Consider the following 15,997-nt stretch of genomic DNA (forward strand, 5'->3'; position numbering starts at 1 on the left):
GCCCCGTCCCATGCTTCACGAGGATGTCGTCAGCCGTATCCGTGCGATCCTGCTCGACGGCGAGATTCCGCCGGGCGCCCGGATTCCCGAGCGCGAGTTGTGCGAGCGGCTCGGCATCTCGCGCACGCCGCTGCGCGAGGCGCTCAAGGTGCTCGCTGCCGAGGGGCTCGTGCAGCTCTTGCCGCATCGCGGCTCGCGCGCGGCGAAACTGACCGACAAGGACATGCGCGACCTGTTCGAAGTCTGCCAGGGCCTGGAGGCCCTCGCCGGCGAGCTCGCCTGCGAGCGCATCACGGACGCCGAGATCGATGCAATTGCCGCCGCGCATGCAGCCATGGTGCAGCATTATCGCGACGGCGACCTGATCCAGTACTACCGCGGCAACCGCGCCATTCACGAAGCCATCGTCACCGCGGCCGGAAATCCCGTGCTCGCGGGACTTTACACGTCGGTGACGGCACGCATCCGCCGCGCGCGTTACGTCACGCCGATGACACCGCAGCGCTGGGCCCTCGCGGTGAAGGAGCACGAGGCGATCCTGAACGCGCTGCAGCGGCGCGACGGGGCCGGCCTCTCGCATATTCTCCGCGCGCATCTGCGCCACAAGCGCGAAGAGGTGCTGCAGGCCGGCTTTGCTGAGACGGAAGGCAACGATCTCGCGCTGAAAATTGCGTGACGCGCAATTCCGCGGTCGGATGCACCCGCGAACCAATTCTACTTGCTAGCTTGTCGTAACCGGCGCAGCATGGCTTCTGCCGACCTCTGGCCGCGTGGCCGCTGGGGCCGGTCGCAACGCGCGAACAATCGCGCAAAGCAAAAGACAAAGGCGGAGGAAACGCATGACAATCGATGTCTCACGTCGATCTTTACTTGCACTTGGAGCTGGCCTTGGGGCCAGCGCGATGCTCGGCAGCAGCGCGTTGGCGCGAGCTCCCAAGCTCGGCACCCAGACGCCGTACTGGCACCGCTTCGTTCTCGGCGATGCCGAGGTGACCGTCGTGTCCGACGGACCGCTGCCGCTCGGCGATCCCTCCGGGACCTTCACCGGCGTTCCCAAGGAAGAGGTCAAGAAGATGCTGGCGGACAATTTCCTGTCGCCGGACAACGTCGTGCTCGAACAGAATTCGCCGATCGTGAACACCGGCGACAAGCTGATCCTGTTCGACACCGGCATGGGCTCATCGAAGATGTTCGGCGCCAGCACCGGCCGGCAGCAGAAAAGCATGATGGAGGCCGGCATCAAGCCCGGCGACATCGACGCCGTGGTCTGTTCGCATGCCCATATCGACCATATCGGCGGCATCGTCGATGAAGCCGGCAAGCCGCTGTTTCCGAACGCCCAGGTCTACATCTCGCAGACCGATTTCGACTTCTGGACCGACGAGGCCAAGCTCGGCGGCCCGGCCAAGGACTTCGTCGTTCATGCCCGCAAGAACCTGCTGCCGGTGCGCGACCGCATCGTGTTCTTCAAGGACGGCCAGGAATTCCTGCCCGGCGTGCAGGCGATCGCGGCGCCCGGCCACACTGTCGGCCACACCATCTTCATGGTGACGTCGGCGGGAAAATCCTTTGCTTTCCTCGGCGACCTCTCGCACCATTCCGTGCTGTTGCTGGAGCGGCCGCGGATGGAGTTTTCCTACGACACCGATCCGAAGCAGGCGGCGGACACGCGGGTCAAACTGCTGACGATGCTCGCGGCGAACAAGACGCCGGTGATGTCCTATCACTTCGCCTGGCCGGGCTACGGTCATGTCGCCAAGGCCGGCGAGGGATTCCACTATTATCCCGAACCGATGAAGATGACGCTGTAGCGCAGATCACCCCCGGGCAGCGCTCGCGCTGCCCGGACCACTGTTGCCGCGCACCTCAAGCGAGGACGGCGGCTAGCACCCCAGCCTGTCGGCGATGCCGCCAAAGTCCTTGGCGACGATGTCCCACTTGCCGGTCGCCTCGAAGTCGACCTTCTGCAGCGGACCGTATTCCGTCGGCCGTGCCACGAACGCGGTCTTGAGCCCGTTTTTCTGCGCGGCCGCGAGATCACCATTGTGGGCGGCGACCATCATCACCTCCTCCGGCTTGAGGCAAAGCAGCTTGGCTGCGCCGAGATAGGTCTCGGGATCGGGCTTGTAATGCTCGAACAGCTCGGCCGACATGATGAGGTCCCACGGCAGGCCGGCGAACTTCGCCATGTTGGTGAGCAGCGCGACGTTGCCGTTCGAGAGCGGCGCGATCACGAACTTGGATTTCAGCCGCGTCAGGCCGGCAACGCTGTCCGGCCAGGGATGGAGGCGGTGCCAGCCCTTGGTGAGGTAATCGAGATCGGCGTCGGTGAGGCCCTTGATCGCGAACTGTGCGACCAGCTTCTCCAGCGAGCGGCGGTGCAGATCGTCGAGCATGACGTAGCCGCGCTCAGGATGCTGGCGCACGTCGTCCATCGAGGCCATGTACATGCCGCGCCAGCCGTCGACCAAGGCGGTCCAGTCGGCGCTGATGCCGCGGCCCTTCGCCCACCACATGAAGTCGGTGATCAGGCTGGTGCGCCAATCCACGACCGTGCCGAACACGTCGAAGACCAGGGCTTTGACGGAGGAGAGATCGGACATGGCGCTTCCCGTGCTTGCTCTTGTTGTCATTCCGGGATGCGCCGTAAGGCGCAGGCCCGGCATCCATTTCACCTCGCGCTCTGCCGCCCGATGGATTCCGGGCTCTCCGGGCCGCGCTCTGCGCGGTCCCGTCGCCCCGGAATGACGGCAGTCGTTGTCACGTCGCTCAGTCCAGATGGAACTTGGCGAGCTCGCGATGCTCGGCCTTGATGTAGCGCACGGTGCCGGTGACGGAGCGCATCACCACCGTCTCGGTCTCGATCACGCCGTCCTTGCGGAATTTGACGCCTGACAGCAGCGAGCCGGTGGTGACGCCGGTGGCGGCGAACAGGCAGTCGCCGCGCGCCATGTCCTCTATGCCGTAGATCATCTTGGGGTCGTTGACGCCCATCTTGGCGGCGCGCTCGATCTTCTCCCCGGAATCCAGGATCAGGCGGCACTGCATCTGGCCGCCGATGCAACGCAGCGCCACGGCGGCGAGCACGCCTTCCGGCGCGCCGCCCGTGCCGAGATACATGTCGACGCCGGTGTTGTCGGGATCGGCGCAGTGGATCACGCCGGCGACGTCGCCGTCGGTGATCAGGCGCACCGCGGCGCCGGTGGAGCGCACGCTCTCGATGATGCTGGCGTGACGCGGACGGTCGAGCACGAGAACGGTGATCCCCTCCGGCTTGACGCCCTTGGCCTTGGCGAGGCGGCGGACGTTGTCGGCCGGGCTCGCATCGAGCTCGACGACGCCCTTGTCGTAGCCGGGGCCGATCGCGAGCTTCTGCATGTAGACGTCGGGAGCGTGCAGCAGCGTGCCGCCGTCGGCCATCGCCATGGTGGCGATCGAGCCCGGCATGTTCTTGGCGCACAGCGTGGTGCCTTCGAGCGGATCGACCGCGATGTCGACTTCGGGGCCGGCGTTCACGCCAACCTTCTCTCCGATGAAGAGCATCGGCGCCTCGTCGCGCTCGCCCTCGCCGATCACGATGGTGCCCTGGATCGGCAGCTTGTTGAGCTCGCGCCGCATGGCGTCGACCGCGGCCTGGTCGGCCGCCTTCTCGTTGCCGTGGCCGCGCAGGCGCGCCGACGACACTGCCGCCCGCTCCGTCACCCGCACGATCTCCAGCGTCAGGATGCGCTCGAGCAACGCTTGCGGCGGGACTGAAATATGGGTCGACATCGGCTAACTCCTTCAAACGGGTTTGGGACAGAATTCTCTGCCCGCATCAATTCGCAACGCCCACGATTCGTTCGAACGAACCGCCTCAGTTCTTTTCGATCCGGATCACCTGCGGCCGTCCGCTGATCACCTTGTCCTTCTGCACGGCCGCAAGGGCGCGGCGCACGGCATCCTCGTGCGTCGCATAGGTGATCAGGATGACGGGCACGGGGACCGCCTTGCCGCTATCAGGCGCAGCGCCGCCATTGGGATGACGCTGCACGATCGACTCGATCGAAATCTTCTGCTCGGCAAGCCGGGTCGCGATCGCAGCCGCAGTGCCGGGGAAATCGCGCGCCAGAAGGCGGATGTAATAGCCGCCCTCGTGGCGCTCCATCGGCGCCTTCTTGGTGTCGCGCAATTGCGCAATGGGCCGGCCGAACGGATTGGCGCGGATGCCGCGCGCGACATCGGCGATGTCGGCGACCACGGCTGACGCGGTGGCGGCGCCGCCCGCGCCAGGTCCCACCAGCGTGATCGGCGGAATGCCCTCGCCGTCGATCGTGACCGCGTTGGTGACACCCATCACCTGCGCGATCGAGGAGGATTTCGGCACCATGGTCGGATGCACGCGCTGCTCAATGCCCTTGGCGGTGCGCACCGCCACGCCGAGCAGCTTGACGCGATAACCGAGCTCGGACGCCGCGCGCAGATCTTCCGGCGCGATGGATGAGATGCCTTCGACATACACCGCGCTTTGAGCAACTTTCGTGCCGAAGGCGAGGCTGGCGAGGATCGCGAGCTTTTGCGCGGTATCGTGGCCATCCACATCGAACGACGGATTGGCCTCGGCATAACCGAGCCGCTGCGCGTCCTTGAGGCATTCGGCGAAGGACAGCCCCTCCTGCTCCATCCGGGTCAGGATGTAATTGCAGGTGCCGTTGAGGATGCCGTAGACGCGGTTGATGCCGGTGCCGGCAAGCCCCTCGCGCAAGGTCTTGATGACGGGGATCGCGGCGCCGACGGCTGCCTCGAAATTCAGCGCTCCGCCGTGCTTTTCAGCCGCCTTGGCGAGCTTGATTCCGTGCTTGGCCAGCAGCGCCTTGTTCGCGGTGACGACCGACTTGCCGGCGCTGAGCGCGGCGTCGACCGCCGACAGCGCGGGATCGCCGGCGCCGCCCATCAGCTCGACGAAGCAATCGATGCCGGGATGGGTGGCAAGCGCGATCGGGTCCTTCGCCCATTCGAAGCCGCGCAGATCGATGCCGCGCTTCTTCGTCTTCGAGCGCGCAGTGACCGCAACCACGCGGATGCCGCGGCCGCTGCGCCCTGCGAGCACGCGCGCCTGCGTTTCGATCAAACGGATGACTTCGGCACCCACGGTGCCGAGCCCCGCTATGCCCACTTTCAGGGGTGCGACCATGATACTTCAGAAAACCTGCAGAAGAGAATTAGCGCCGATTGGCGAGTGGAACCACGTTGTGCAACGTTTCGATGCCGCTTTCAAGGAAGCGTCGCACGCCGCGCGCGGCCTGCCTGATCCGTTGCTCGTTTTCCACCATGGCGATGCGGACATATCCTTCACCATGCTCGCCGAAGCCGACGCCGGGCGAGACCGCAACGCCGGATTTCTCCACCATCAGGGTGGCGAACTGCATGCTGCCGACGCTGCGGAAGGCCTCCGGCAGCGGCACCCAGGCGAACATCGAGGCTTCCGGCGGCGGAATCTCCCAGCCGGCACGGCCGAACGATTCCACCAGCGCATCGCGGCGCTTGCGATAGGTGTCGCGCATCTCCTTGATGCAATCATCCGGGCCGTTCAGCGCCGCGGTCGCGGCCACCTGGACCGGCGTGAACGCGCCGTAATCGAGGTAAGATTTGACGCGGGCGAGCGCTGCGATCACGCGCTCATTGCCGACCGCAAAGCCCATGCGCCAGCCGGCCATCGAATAGGTCTTCGACATCGAGGTGAACTCGACCGTGCAGTCCATCGCGCCCGGCACCTGGAGCACCGAGGGCGGCGGGTTGCTCTCGTCGAAATAGACCTCGGCATAGGCGAGATCGGACAGGATCAGGATCTCGTGCTTCTTGGCGAAGGCGACGAGGTCCTTGTAGAAATCGAGGCTCGCGACATAGGCGGTCGGGTTCGAGGGATAGCAGACCACGAGCGCGAGCGGCTTGGGGATCGAGTGGATGATCGCCCGTTCGGCGGCCTCGAAGAATTGCGGCGTCGGCTCGGAGGGCACCGAGCGGATCACGCCGCCCGCCATCAAGAAGCCGAAGGCGTGAATCGGATAGCTCGGGTTCGGACAGAGGATGACGTCGCCGGGCGCGGTGATCGCCTGCGCCACGTTGGCAAAGCCCTCCTTCGAGCCGAGCGTCGCCACGATCTGGGTGTCGGGGTTGAGCTTCACCCCGAAGCGGCGGGCGTAGTAGCCGGCCTGGGCCCGGCGCAGTCCGGGGATGCCGCGGGACGCCGAGTAGCGGTCGGTGCGCGGCTTGCCCAGCGTCTCCTTCAGCTTCTCCAGCACATGCGCCGGGGCCGGCAGATCCGGGTTGCCCATGCCGAGGTCGATGATGTCGGCGCCGGCATTCCGCGCGGCCGCCTTGGCCCGGTTGACCTGCTCGAACACGTAAGGCGGAAGGCGGCGGATGCGGTAAAATTCTTCCATGGCTCTCTGGGCTCCCGGGCAACCGGTCAGGACAGAATCGAAAGACAGGACGGCTTTACGGAAAGGGGCTCGGTCCCGTTGCGAAAATCACTCAAAATCAAATACTTAGAGCAATCATCAACAGCGAAGGCTGAGGTCGTTCGCCCTGACTCTCGGCTGAACCCAGGTCTTTTAGCACGGCAAGGCGGGGGCGCCAGAGATTACGTTGCACCGCCTCATTTCGCGTCCTTGGCGGCGGCCGCCTGGCGATCGCGCGCGGCGGCGAGCTCGGCCTCGATCTTGGCGCGCTGCTCCGGCGTGATGACGGCTTGATCGCGATCCGGCGGCAGATCGTGCACCGGCAGATAGCTTCCGGGCTCCCTTGCAGGTGCCTGCGCGTCCATCGGCGTCATATCCGCGAACTGACTCGAACAGCCGCCCAGCACAAATGCCACGCTCAGCAGCGCGCCACCGATCAGCAGCGACCTCTGTAGGACCCTCAACGCCAACACTTTGGGAAATCCCCTGCTCGTCCCAATGCAAGCTGCCGCACACTAACCCGACAACCTGCCCAAGCTCAAACCATTGCTGCCCACAAATGGAACGAGCGAGAAAACACCAAAGGCCCACGACCGGAGGGTTGCACCGCGATTGTGACAAAACCAAGAACCTTTGTCGCAGTGCAGCACATCTTCGAGCGTGTTTAACGTCAAACATGCGAGCTTCGCGGTGACGAATAAGGAATGACTCGTTACTGTTCTGTCCATGAGTATGGCCACGACCGATACGCCTAAACCCGAGACGAAGTTCGATGCGGAAGCCTTCGCGATGAATGTCGCGCGGGCGATGGAGAGCGGCGGTAAGGCGCTTGCGGCCTACCTCAAGCCGCGCGAGAGCGGCGAGGTGCAGGATCGCCCGCCGGCCGAGCTTGCCGAGGTCGTCAAGACATTCACCTCGGTCGCCGAATATTGGTTGTCGGATACGTCCCGCTCGTCCGATCTGCAGACCAAGCTCGCCAAGGATTATCTCGACCTCTGGGGCTCGGCAGTGCGCCGCATGGCCGGCCAGGACGCCCCCCCTGCGATCGCGCCCTCGCCGCGGGACAAGCGCTTTGCCGATCCGGAATGGAAGTCGAACCAGTTCTTCGATTTCGTCATGCAGCTCTATCTGCTCACGACCAAATGGGCGCAGGAGCTGGTGCGCGATGCCGAAGGGCTCGATCCGCACACCCGCCGCAAGGCCGAGTTCTACGTCCAGCAGGTCACCAACGCGCTGTCGCCGTCCAATTTCGTGCTGACCAATCCGGAGGTGCTGCGCGAGACCCTGGCGAGCAGCGGCGAGAACCTCGCGCGCGGCCTTTCGATGCTGGCCGAGGACATCGCGGCCGGCAAGGGCATGCTGAAGATCCGCCAGTCCAACCCGGACAATCTCGTCGTCGGCGTCAACATGGCGACGACGCCGGGCAAGGTGATCTATCAGAACGAGATGATGCAGCTGATCCAGTATTCGCCGACCACGGAGACGGTGCTGCGCACCCCGCTCCTGATCGTGCCGCCATGGATCAACAAGTTCTACATCCTCGACCTCAAGCCGGAGAAATCCTACATCAAGTGGTGCGTCGACCAGGGCATCACCGTGTTCGTGATCTCATGGGTCAATCCCGACAAGCGGCTCGGCAACAAGAGCTGGGAAGACTACATGAAGGAAGGCCCGCTCACGGCGATGGACGTGATCGAGAAGGTCACCGGCGAGATGAAGGTGCACACCGCCGGCTATTGCGTCGGCGGCACCATGCTCGCGACCACGCTGGCCTGGCTCGCCGAGAAGCGCCGCCAGCGGGTGTCGTCGGCAACGTTCTTCGCGGCACAGGTCGACTTCACCCATGCCGGCGATCTCCTGGTGTTCGTCGACGAGGAGCAGATCTCTTCGCTCGAGCAGGACATGAAGGCGGCCGGCGTGCTCGAAGGCTCGAAGATGGCGATGGCCTTCAACATGCTGCGCTCCAACGATCTGATCTGGTCCTACGTGGTCAGCAATTATCTCAAGGGCCAGCAGCCGAGCGCATTCGACCTCTTGCACTGGAATTCCGACGCGACGCGGATGACCGCGTCGAACCATTCCTATTATCTGCGCAATTGCTATCTCGAGAACCGGCTCTCCACCGGCACGATGGTGCTCGACAATACCTTGCTCGATCTCTCCAAGGTCAAGGTGCCCGTCTACAACCTCGCCACCCGCGAGGACCACATCGCGCCGGCGGAATCGGTGCTGTACGGCTCGCAATTCTTCGGCGGTCCGGTGAAATATGTGCTGTCGGGCTCGGGTCATATCGCAGGCGTGGTCAATCCGCCGGCCTCCAACAAGTACCAGTACTGGACCAACGACAACATCAAGGACGTCAGCGTCGCCGAGTGGATGAAGGGCGCGGTCGAGCACAAGGGCTCGTGGTGGCCAGACTGGCGGCAATGGCTGGGCGAGCTCGATCCGGAGCAGGTTCCGGCGCGCCTGCCGGGGAGCGAAGCATTCCCGCCGATCGAGGACGCGCCCGGCAGCTATGTCAGGGTCCGCGCATAGCGCATGATCCGGACAAGTGCGGAGCGGTTTTCCGATCGGATCATGCACAAGCAAGCAACGAAGCATTCTTTGCGCATGGCGAAATCTCTCGCGCTTTCGTATAGACTCGCGCTCACCACAGCGACGACAGAGGGGACCGGACTATGACGCGCGAATTGTTCTGGCTGACACTGACGGTAATCCTGACCGGGATCCTCTGGATTCCCTACACGATCAACCGGTGTCAGGTCCGCGGTCTCAGCGGGGCGATGGCCAACCCTTCTCGCAACGACAAGCCGCAATCGGACTGGGCGAACCGGCTGATGTTCGCGCATGACAACGCGGTCGAGAACCTCATCGTCTTCGCACCGCTGGTGCTGATCCTCAACGCGATCGACTATTCCACGAAATGGACGGTGCTCGCCTGCGCGGTCTATTTCTGGGCTCGTGTCGCGCACACCATCGTCTATACGCTCGGCATCCCGGTGTTCCGCACCCTCGCCTTCACCGTCGGCTTCCTCGCCCAGGCCGTGCTGGCGCTGGCGATCTTCGGGGTGTTCTGAGGGGGCGCCGCGCTCAGCCCCTCTTCTGCGCGACGACGAACAGCATCGATGCGGCCTTGTCGTCGAAGCCCTTGACCTCGCCGGTATCGATCGTCACCCCGCTCCAGCTGGCCGCCTCGGCGTAGGTCGCCCGCAGCCAGTCCGGCGAGGGATAATTGTAATAGCGGTTCAACGTGTCGCGCCCTTCGGCCTCGCCGGCCTTGTAGCTGGCGTAGAAGAAGCCGGCCGGATTCAGCGCGCGCCAGATCCGCGCAAGAACCCCGGCGAGTTCGGGTCTCGGCACATGCAGCAGGCACGCATTGGCCCAGACGGCGTCATAGGCCTCGGTCTCGTCGAGCTGCTCGAACAGCAGGGTCTCAACGGGACGGCCGAGACGGCGCGAGGCGACCTTCGCCATTTCCGGCGATCCGTCGGTCGGGCGAACCGCAAAGCCGCGCGCCAGCATGTCCGCGGTATCGCCGCCGGCGCCGCATCCGAGTTCGAGAATGGAAGCACCTGGCGCGAGCCGGGCGAGAAACGCCGTCAGCCGCGCCTGGCGCGAGGTGATCTCGCGCCCAGCATAGGCCTCTGCGTTGCCGCGGTAGAATTGCAGCGTCTCTTCGTCCACTGTCGCACTCACATCACGGGAACAGCGCGATCTGCTCCAGCCCCTCCGTCTCGGGCAGTCCGAACATCAGGTTCATATTCTGGATCGCCTGCCCCGCCGAGCCCTTCACCAGATTATCGAGCGTGGAAATGACGATCGCCCGGTTCTTGATGCGGTCGGCAACGACACCGATCTGCACATAGTTGGAACCGCGCACATTCTGCGTCTGCGGCAGCACGCCCTTTTTGGCGACATGCACGAAGGGCTCGTTGACGTAGACTTTCTCGAGAGCGGCCCGCAAATCGTCGGGCGTCGCGCCGTTGAGTTTTACATAGCACGTGCAGAGTTCGCCACGCGCCATCGGGATCAGATGCGGCGTAAAGTTCACCGTCACGGCAGAGCCGGCGGCGAGGCTGATCTCCTGCTCGATCTCGGGCGCGTGCCGGTGGGTGCCGACCGAATAGGGCGAAAGTCCCTCGCCCGCCTCGCTGAACAACGTGTTCTGCTTCAGCCCGCGTCCGGCACCGGTGACGCCCGATTTGGCGTCGATGACGATGTCGTCGACATCGATCAGCTTGGCCTTCGCGAGCGGCACCAGCGCGAGCAGCGCCGCCGTGGGGTAGCAGCCGGGACAGGCCACCAGCCGCGCCGACGTGATTTTCTCGCGATAGAATTCGGTCAGACCATAGACCGCCTCGCCCTGCAATTCGAGTGCCCGGTGCTCGTGGCCGTACCATTGCGCATAGGTGTTCTTGTCCCGCAGCCTGAAATCGGCGGACATGTCGAGGACCTTGATCTCAGGATTCACCTTAAGGACCGCGGCGATGATTTCCTGCGTGGTCCCGTGGGGCAGTCCGCAGAATACCGCATCGAGCCTGCTCCAGTCGACCTTTTCCCATTCCACAAGTTTAGGCAGGTCCAGCATGAAGAAATGCGGAAACACCTCGCTCATGGATTTGCCGGCATGGGTATTGGCAGTGAGTGCGGCAATCTCGGCGTTCGGATGCCGCGCCAACAGGCGCACCGCGTCGACGCCGGTGTAGCCGGAGGCGCCGAGAATGCCGATCTTCTTGGTGCTCATCACACGCTCCTCTAACGCTGGATCGGTTACGCCTCTGCCAGCCCCAGCATCAGCCGCATGTTCTGGACCGCCGCGCCGGATGCCCCCTTGCCGAGATTGTCGAGCCGGGCGACCAGCACGGCCTGGTGATGTTTGTCGCTGGCGAAGACGTAGAGCTCGAGCATGTTGGTGTCGTTGAGCGCCTCCGGCTCGAGCCGGCCGCCCTTTGACGCTTCGTTCTGAAGCGGCATCACCTTGACGTATTTCGAGCCGGCGTAGCGCTCGGCGAGCGCGGCTTGCAGGTCGGCTCCCCCAGGCTTGCCGGGCAGCGTGTCGAGCTGCAGCGGCACCGAGACAAGCATGCCCTGCCGGTAGTTGCCGACGGACGGGATGAAGATCGGCCGCCGCGTCAGGTTGGAATAGAGCTGCATCTCGGGCAGATGCTTGTGCTCGAAGCCTAGGCCGTAGAGCTCGAACGACGGCGCGCTGCCGTCTTCGAAGCTCGCGATCATCGACTTGCCGCCGCCGGAATAACCGCTCACCGCGTTGACGGTGACGGGATAATCTGATGGCAGCAGCCCGGCATCGACGATCGGCCGCAGCAGCGCGATCGCGCCGGTCGGATAGCAGCCGGGATTGGAGACCTTGCTGGCGGCCTTGATCTTGCCGGCCTGGTCCGGCGTCAGCTCGGGAAAGCCGTAGGCCCAGTCAGGCGCGACCCGGTACGCGGTCGAGGCGTCCAGCACCTTCGGCGCCCGAGCTCCCATGCTGTCGACCAGGGCGACCGTCTCCTTGGCGGCGTCGTCGGGCAGGCAGAGGATGACGAGGTCCACCTCCTCCATCAGCGCCTTCTTGGCCGCGGGGTCCTTGCGCTTGTCGTCGGAAAGCGCCTTCACGACGACGTCGTTCTGGAGCTTCAGCCGCTCGTTGATGCCGAGGCCGGTCGTGCCGGAGCCGCCATCGACGAAGACGGTGGCGGGCTTCTTGGCCGCACCGGTGGTCGGAGCTTTGGTGGTGTCGGCGAGGCTCATGACGCGCTCCCTTCGAGCATGTTCGTGTCGTTTGCGAAAACTTGCGGCCTTGCCTGCCGCATCAAATCCGAGATCTGCCTGGCGTCGGCATCGCCGGCGCTAAGCGCATTGGCGATCGCCGCATAGTCGGCGTCCGATTTGTGCTGGTTGAGCTTGAAGCTGCCTTCGACCTCTTCAACATTCATCACCAGACCCACGATCGCCTTCTTCATCGTCTCCAGGCGGCCCGCCGCCATCTTGCCCGACGTCCACGGCTTCTTCGGCAGCAGCCAGCTCTCGAACTTGTCGCTGAGCGTGTCGATCTGCACCGACAATTCGTCGTCCGTCAGCAGGCGCACCGGCCCGCTCAGATGCACCGACTGGTAGAGCCAGGTCGGAACCTGATCCGGCGAGACGTACCAGTCCGGCGATACATAGGCATCGGGGCCGTTGACCGCGAGCAGCCAGGACGCATCACTGCCAGCCAGCTTTAACAGCGGATTGTGACGCGCGACATGAAAGGCGGCCTGCGGCGTGCCGTCAGCGGCGTAAGTCAGATAGAACGGCAGCGGCGAGGCGATCGGCTTGCTGCCGTCGAACGCACACATGGTGCCGAAGCCGCGCGCTTCGGCGAATTTCAGGCTTGCGGCGCGGTCCTGCTTGAAAAAGGCTGGCGTGTACATCGTGGTCTCCTGCTGGGCCTCCTAAGGGAGCCGCCGGATCAGATCGCGCTGACAGGAGAGAGAATGCCGCGGATCGGATCCAGCGGCAAAGACGATGATCTCAAACGCGATCGACCGCCCAAACCGCTAAGATGCGGCGGCGGCGACGGGCGAACAGGATGGTCGCGGCGTTGATCATGGCGCGCGGCTATAAAGCGAGATCGGGTTCCCGTCAAGGCAACCCTTGTCATTCCGGGGTGATGCAGAGCATCGAACCCGGAATGACGGGACCTAGATCACCCGCCAGATCCATTCCATGATCTTGGCGAGCACGTCGCCGAACAGCAGGAGCACGGCGGACCAGAGCAGGGCCGAGACGAAATTGGCGACCTGGAAGCTCCAATAGGGCATCTCGAAAATGCCGGCCGCAAGCGGCACCGAGGCGCGCAAGGGGCCGAAGAAGCGGCCGATGAAGATGCTGGGGATGCCCCAGCTGCGCACGAAGGCCTCGCCTCTGGGCAGCAGTCCCGGATAGCGCGAGAGCGGCCACATCTCGGCGACCTTTTCCTTGTAGCGATAGCCGAACCAGTAGGAGACCCAGTCGCCCAGTGCCGCGCCGAGGCCGCCGGCGATCCAGACCGGATAGAAGCTGATGCCGCTCACGCCGATCAGCGCACCGATCGCGACCAGCGCGCCCCAGGCCGGAACCAGCAGCGAGATGAAGGCGAGCGACTCCCCGAAGGCGAGCAGGAACACAATCGGGGCTGCCCAAGCCTGGTGAACGCGCACAAAATCGACCAGGGCGTGCGCAAACTGCTCCATCAAGAATTAGCCTTCCCGCCCCATCTCAAGGTGCTGCTCGATCAAAAAGACTGGTAAGCCAAGCACTTGTGTGACATCAAGTCACAAAGCCCCACAAGACGCCTGGCGAACCGTCAAATTGCCGGGAATGGATGGCCTGCGGCGTAAAATCGTCGGGATTGGCTCCCAACACACCGCCCGGCCCGCCCCTGCGATAACCTTTCCCGGTCAGAAGTGGCATAGTCGGCCAAATCGATTCGCCGCTTATGCGGCCCTCAAAACGCATCAAGATATATGTCCAAGCAGTTGAAACCCAAAGCAAACGACGACTTTTTCGGCGGCGACGAGCCGAAGCCCCGGGCCGCCCGGCCGGCGCCGCGCGGAAGCGGCGGCGAAGCCGACTACACCGCCGCCGACATCGAGGTGCTCGAAGGCCTGGAACCGGTGCGGCGCCGGCCGGGCATGTATATCGGCGGCACCGATGAGAAGGCTTTGCATCATCTGTTCGCCGAGGTCATCGACAACTCGATGGACGAGGCGCTGGCCGGACATGCGACCTTCATCGGAGTCGAGCTCAGCGCGGACGGGTTCCTGACCGTCACCGATAACGGCCGCGGCATCCCGATCGATCCGCATCCGAAGTTCCCGAAGAAGTCGGCGCTCGAAGTGATCATGTGCACGCTGCATTCGGGCGGCAAGTTCGACAGCAAGGTCTATGAGACCTCTGGCGGTCTGCACGGCGTCGGCATCTCCGTGGTGAACGCCCTCTCCTCGCGGCTCGAGGTCGAGGTCGCGCGCGGCCAGAAGCTGCACCGCATGATCTTCGAGCGCGGCCATCCCAAGGGTAAGCTCGAGGACCTCGGCAAGGTCAACAACCGCCGCGGCACGCGCGTGCGCTTCAAACCCGACACCGACATCTTCGGGCCCAAGGCCGCCTTCAAGCCGCAGCGCCTGTTCAAGATGACGCGCTCGAAGGCCTATCTGTTCGGCGGCGTCGAGATCCGCTGGAACTGTGCGCCCGAGCTGCTCAAGGGCGTCGAGGACGTGCCGGCGGAAGCCACGTTCCACTTCCCCGGCGGCCTCAAGGACTATCTGGCGGCGGCGATCCACGCCGACACGCTGGTGCATCCCGACATCTTCTCCGGCAAGTCGGGCCGCAACGGCGCGCATGGCGCCTGCGAATGGGCGGTGGCCTGGACCGCGGATGCGGACGGCTTCCTCTCCTCGTACACCAACACCGTCCCGACGCCCGACGGCGGCACGCACGAATCCGGCCTGCGCAGCGCGCTGCTCCGCGGCCTGAAGGATCACGCCGAGCGCGTCGGCCAGGGCAAGCGCGCATCGTCCATCACGTCTGAAGACGTGATGGTGGGCGCGGCCGTGATGCTGTCGGTGTTCGTGCGCGAGCCCGAATTCCAGGGCCAGACCAAGGACCGTCTCGCCACCGCCGAAGCACAGCGCATCGTCGAACAGGCCATGAAGGATCCGTTCGACCATTGGCTGTCGGGCAATCCGAACATGGCCAACCGGCTGCTCGACTTCGTGATCGACCGCGCCGAGGAGCGGCTGCGCCGCCGCCAGGAAAAGGAAACCGCGCGCAAGACCGCCGGCAAGAAGCTGCGCCTGCCTGGCAAGCTCGCCGACTGCACCGACGCCGGCACCGAAGGCTCCGAGCTCTTCATCGTCGAAGGCGACTCGGCCGGCGGCAGCGCCAAGCAGGCGCGCGACCGCAAGACGCAAGCGGTGCTGCCATTGCGCGGAAAGATCCTCAACGTCGCTTCCGCCGGCAAGGACAAGCTGACCGCGAACGCACAGCTCTCCGATCTCGTGCAGGCGATCGGCTGCGGCCAGCTGCTGCAATATCGCGAAGAGGATCTGCGCTACCAGCGCATCATCATCATGACCGACGCCGACGTCGACGGCGCGCACATCGCTTCGCTCTTGATCACCTTCTTCTACCGGCAGATGCCGAAGCTGATCGACGAAGGACACCTCTTCCTCGCGGTGCCGCCGCTCTACAAGCTGACCCACGGCACGAAATCGGTCTACGCGCGCGACGACAAGCACAAGGACGAGCTGATCAAGACCGTCTTCAACGCCAACGCCAAGGTCGAGGTGAACCGCTTCAAAGGCCTCGGCGAGATGATGCCGGCGCAGCTCAAGGAGACCACCATGGATCCGGCCAAGCGGACCCTGCTCAAGGTGGTCCTGCTGCCCGACGACCGTGACACCACCGCCGATTCGGTGGAGCGCCTGATGGGCACCAAGGCGGAGGCGCGTTTTGCCTTCATCTCGGACAAGGCCGAGTTCGCCAGTGAAGAGTTGCTGGACGTCTGAACGCCAGCATTGTCGCATCCCACT

15 protein-coding genes are annotated in these 15,997 nt (G+C 64.5%); 5 read left to right on the plus strand and 10 right to left on the minus strand.

The window, feature by feature from the left end; all coding sequences use genetic code 11:
* The first annotated feature begins 10 nt into the window (after positions 1 to 10).
* Together K410_RS0120545 and K410_RS0120550 are read left to right on the plus strand one after the other, a co-directional pair.
* A complete protein-coding gene (locus K410_RS0120545) occupies positions 11 to 676 on the plus strand; it encodes a GntR family transcriptional regulator (protein ID WP_028136616.1) in 666 nt (221 codons plus the stop codon).
* A gap of 163 nt (positions 677 to 839) precedes the next feature.
* Positions 840 to 1,811, plus strand: a complete 972-nt coding sequence (locus K410_RS0120550) for an MBL fold metallo-hydrolase (RefSeq protein ID WP_028136617.1) — start codon at positions 840 to 842, stop codon at positions 1,809 to 1,811.
* A 72-nt stretch (positions 1,812 to 1,883) separates the two neighbouring features.
* Here K410_RS0120550 and K410_RS0120555 read toward each other — a convergent pair whose 3' ends face one another.
* From K410_RS0120555 to K410_RS0120575, 5 genes are all read right to left on the minus strand, one after another.
* Complete coding sequence (locus K410_RS0120555; protein WP_028136618.1) at positions 1,884 to 2,603, minus strand: haloacid dehalogenase type II; 720 nt, start codon at positions 2,601 to 2,603, stop codon at positions 1,884 to 1,886.
* Positions 2,604 to 2,769: 166 nt separating this feature from the next.
* Entirely contained in the window at positions 2,770 to 3,771 is a 1,002-nt protein-coding gene (glpX, locus tag K410_RS0120560; RefSeq protein ID WP_028136619.1) for a class II fructose-bisphosphatase, read from the minus strand.
* Positions 3,772 to 3,856: 85 nt separating this feature from the next.
* Entirely contained in the window at positions 3,857 to 5,173 is a 1,317-nt protein-coding gene (locus K410_RS0120565; protein WP_028136620.1) for a homoserine dehydrogenase, read from the minus strand.
* 28 nt (positions 5,174 to 5,201) lie between these two features.
* Entirely contained in the window at positions 5,202 to 6,422 is a 1,221-nt protein-coding gene (locus K410_RS0120570; RefSeq protein WP_028136621.1) for an LL-diaminopimelate aminotransferase, read from the minus strand.
* A gap of 215 nt (positions 6,423 to 6,637) precedes the next feature.
* Complete coding sequence (locus K410_RS0120575; protein ID WP_028136622.1) at positions 6,638 to 6,913, minus strand: hypothetical protein; 276 nt, start codon at positions 6,911 to 6,913, stop codon at positions 6,638 to 6,640.
* A gap of 253 nt (positions 6,914 to 7,166) precedes the next feature.
* Between K410_RS0120575 and K410_RS0120580 the strand changes: the two genes are divergently transcribed.
* A complete protein-coding gene (locus K410_RS0120580) occupies positions 7,167 to 8,975 on the plus strand; it encodes a PHA/PHB synthase family protein (protein ID WP_028136623.1) in 1,809 nt (602 codons plus the stop codon).
* Between the two features lie 143 nt (positions 8,976 to 9,118).
* Positions 9,119 to 9,517 carry an MAPEG family protein gene (locus K410_RS0120585; RefSeq protein WP_028136624.1) on the plus strand — a complete coding sequence of 133 codons (399 nt, stop codon included), beginning with the start codon at positions 9,119 to 9,121 and terminating at the stop codon, positions 9,515 to 9,517.
* A 13-nt stretch (positions 9,518 to 9,530) separates the two neighbouring features.
* On the opposite strand, the gene K410_RS0120590 is transcribed toward K410_RS0120585, so the two are convergent.
* The 5 genes from K410_RS0120590 to K410_RS0120610 form a co-directional block, all read right to left on the minus strand.
* Entirely contained in the window at positions 9,531 to 10,124 is a 594-nt protein-coding gene (locus K410_RS0120590; RefSeq protein ID WP_049820135.1) for a class I SAM-dependent methyltransferase, read from the minus strand.
* Between the two features lie 13 nt (positions 10,125 to 10,137).
* Positions 10,138 to 11,184: an N-acetyl-gamma-glutamyl-phosphate reductase gene (gene argC / locus K410_RS0120595; RefSeq protein WP_028136626.1), complete on the minus strand. Its 1,047-nt coding sequence runs from the start codon at positions 11,182 to 11,184 to the stop codon at positions 10,138 to 10,140.
* Positions 11,185 to 11,210: 26 nt separating this feature from the next.
* Entirely contained in the window at positions 11,211 to 12,194 is a 984-nt protein-coding gene (gene argC, locus K410_RS0120600; RefSeq protein ID WP_028136627.1) for an N-acetyl-gamma-glutamyl-phosphate reductase, read from the minus strand.
* A complete protein-coding gene (locus K410_RS0120605) occupies positions 12,191 to 12,856 on the minus strand; it encodes an FMN-binding negative transcriptional regulator (protein WP_028136628.1) in 666 nt (221 codons plus the stop codon). Before K410_RS0120605 ends, argC (K410_RS0120600) begins: the two co-directional genes overlap by 4 nt.
* Before the next feature lie 270 nt (positions 12,857 to 13,126).
* Positions 13,127 to 13,657, minus strand: coding sequence for a DedA family protein (locus tag K410_RS0120610; protein WP_028136629.1), 531 nt, complete (start codon positions 13,655 to 13,657; stop codon positions 13,127 to 13,129).
* 273 nt (positions 13,658 to 13,930) lie between these two features.
* On the opposite strand from K410_RS0120610, the gene parE reads away from it, so the two are divergent.
* On the plus strand, positions 13,931 to 15,973 hold the full coding sequence (gene parE / locus K410_RS0120615) for a DNA topoisomerase IV subunit B (RefSeq protein ID WP_028136630.1): 2,043 nt from the start codon (positions 13,931 to 13,933) through the stop codon (positions 15,971 to 15,973).
* The last annotated feature ends 24 nt before the right edge of the window (positions 15,974 to 15,997 follow it).

This window comes from Bradyrhizobium sp. 22, from assembly GCF_000482425.1.
GTDB lineage: Bacteria > Pseudomonadota > Alphaproteobacteria > Rhizobiales > Xanthobacteraceae > Bradyrhizobium > Bradyrhizobium japonicum_B.

Excerpts from the sequence above, each read along its gene's own strand:
- K410_RS0120545 (WP_028136616.1), top strand. The coding sequence starts at position 11 with ATGCTTCACGAGGATGTCGTCAGCCGTATCCGTGCGATCCTGCTCGAC.
- K410_RS0120550 (WP_028136617.1), top strand. The coding sequence starts at position 840 with ATGACAATCGATGTCTCACGTCGATCTTTACTTGCACTTGGAGCTGGC.
- K410_RS0120555 (WP_028136618.1), bottom strand. The coding sequence starts at position 2,603 with ATGTCCGATCTCTCCTCCGTCAAAGCCCTGGTCTTCGACGTGTTCGGC.
- glpX (WP_028136619.1), bottom strand. The coding sequence starts at position 3,771 with ATGTCGACCCATATTTCAGTCCCGCCGCAAGCGTTGCTCGAGCGCATC.
- K410_RS0120565 (WP_028136620.1), bottom strand. The coding sequence starts at position 5,173 with ATGGTCGCACCCCTGAAAGTGGGCATAGCGGGGCTCGGCACCGTGGGT.
- K410_RS0120570 (WP_028136621.1), bottom strand. The coding sequence starts at position 6,422 with ATGGAAGAATTTTACCGCATCCGCCGCCTTCCGCCTTACGTGTTCGAG.
- K410_RS0120580 (WP_028136623.1), top strand. The coding sequence starts at position 7,167 with ATGAGTATGGCCACGACCGATACGCCTAAACCCGAGACGAAGTTCGAT.
- K410_RS0120585 (WP_028136624.1), top strand. The coding sequence starts at position 9,119 with ATGACGCGCGAATTGTTCTGGCTGACACTGACGGTAATCCTGACCGGG.
- argC (WP_028136626.1), bottom strand. The coding sequence starts at position 11,184 with ATGAGCACCAAGAAGATCGGCATTCTCGGCGCCTCCGGCTACACCGGC.
- argC (WP_028136627.1), bottom strand. The coding sequence starts at position 12,194 with ATGAGCCTCGCCGACACCACCAAAGCTCCGACCACCGGTGCGGCCAAG.
- K410_RS0120605 (WP_028136628.1), bottom strand. The coding sequence starts at position 12,856 with ATGTACACGCCAGCCTTTTTCAAGCAGGACCGCGCCGCAAGCCTGAAA.
- K410_RS0120610 (WP_028136629.1), bottom strand. The coding sequence starts at position 13,657 with ATGGAGCAGTTTGCGCACGCCCTGGTCGATTTTGTGCGCGTTCACCAG.
- parE (WP_028136630.1), top strand. The coding sequence starts at position 13,931 with ATGTCCAAGCAGTTGAAACCCAAAGCAAACGACGACTTTTTCGGCGGC.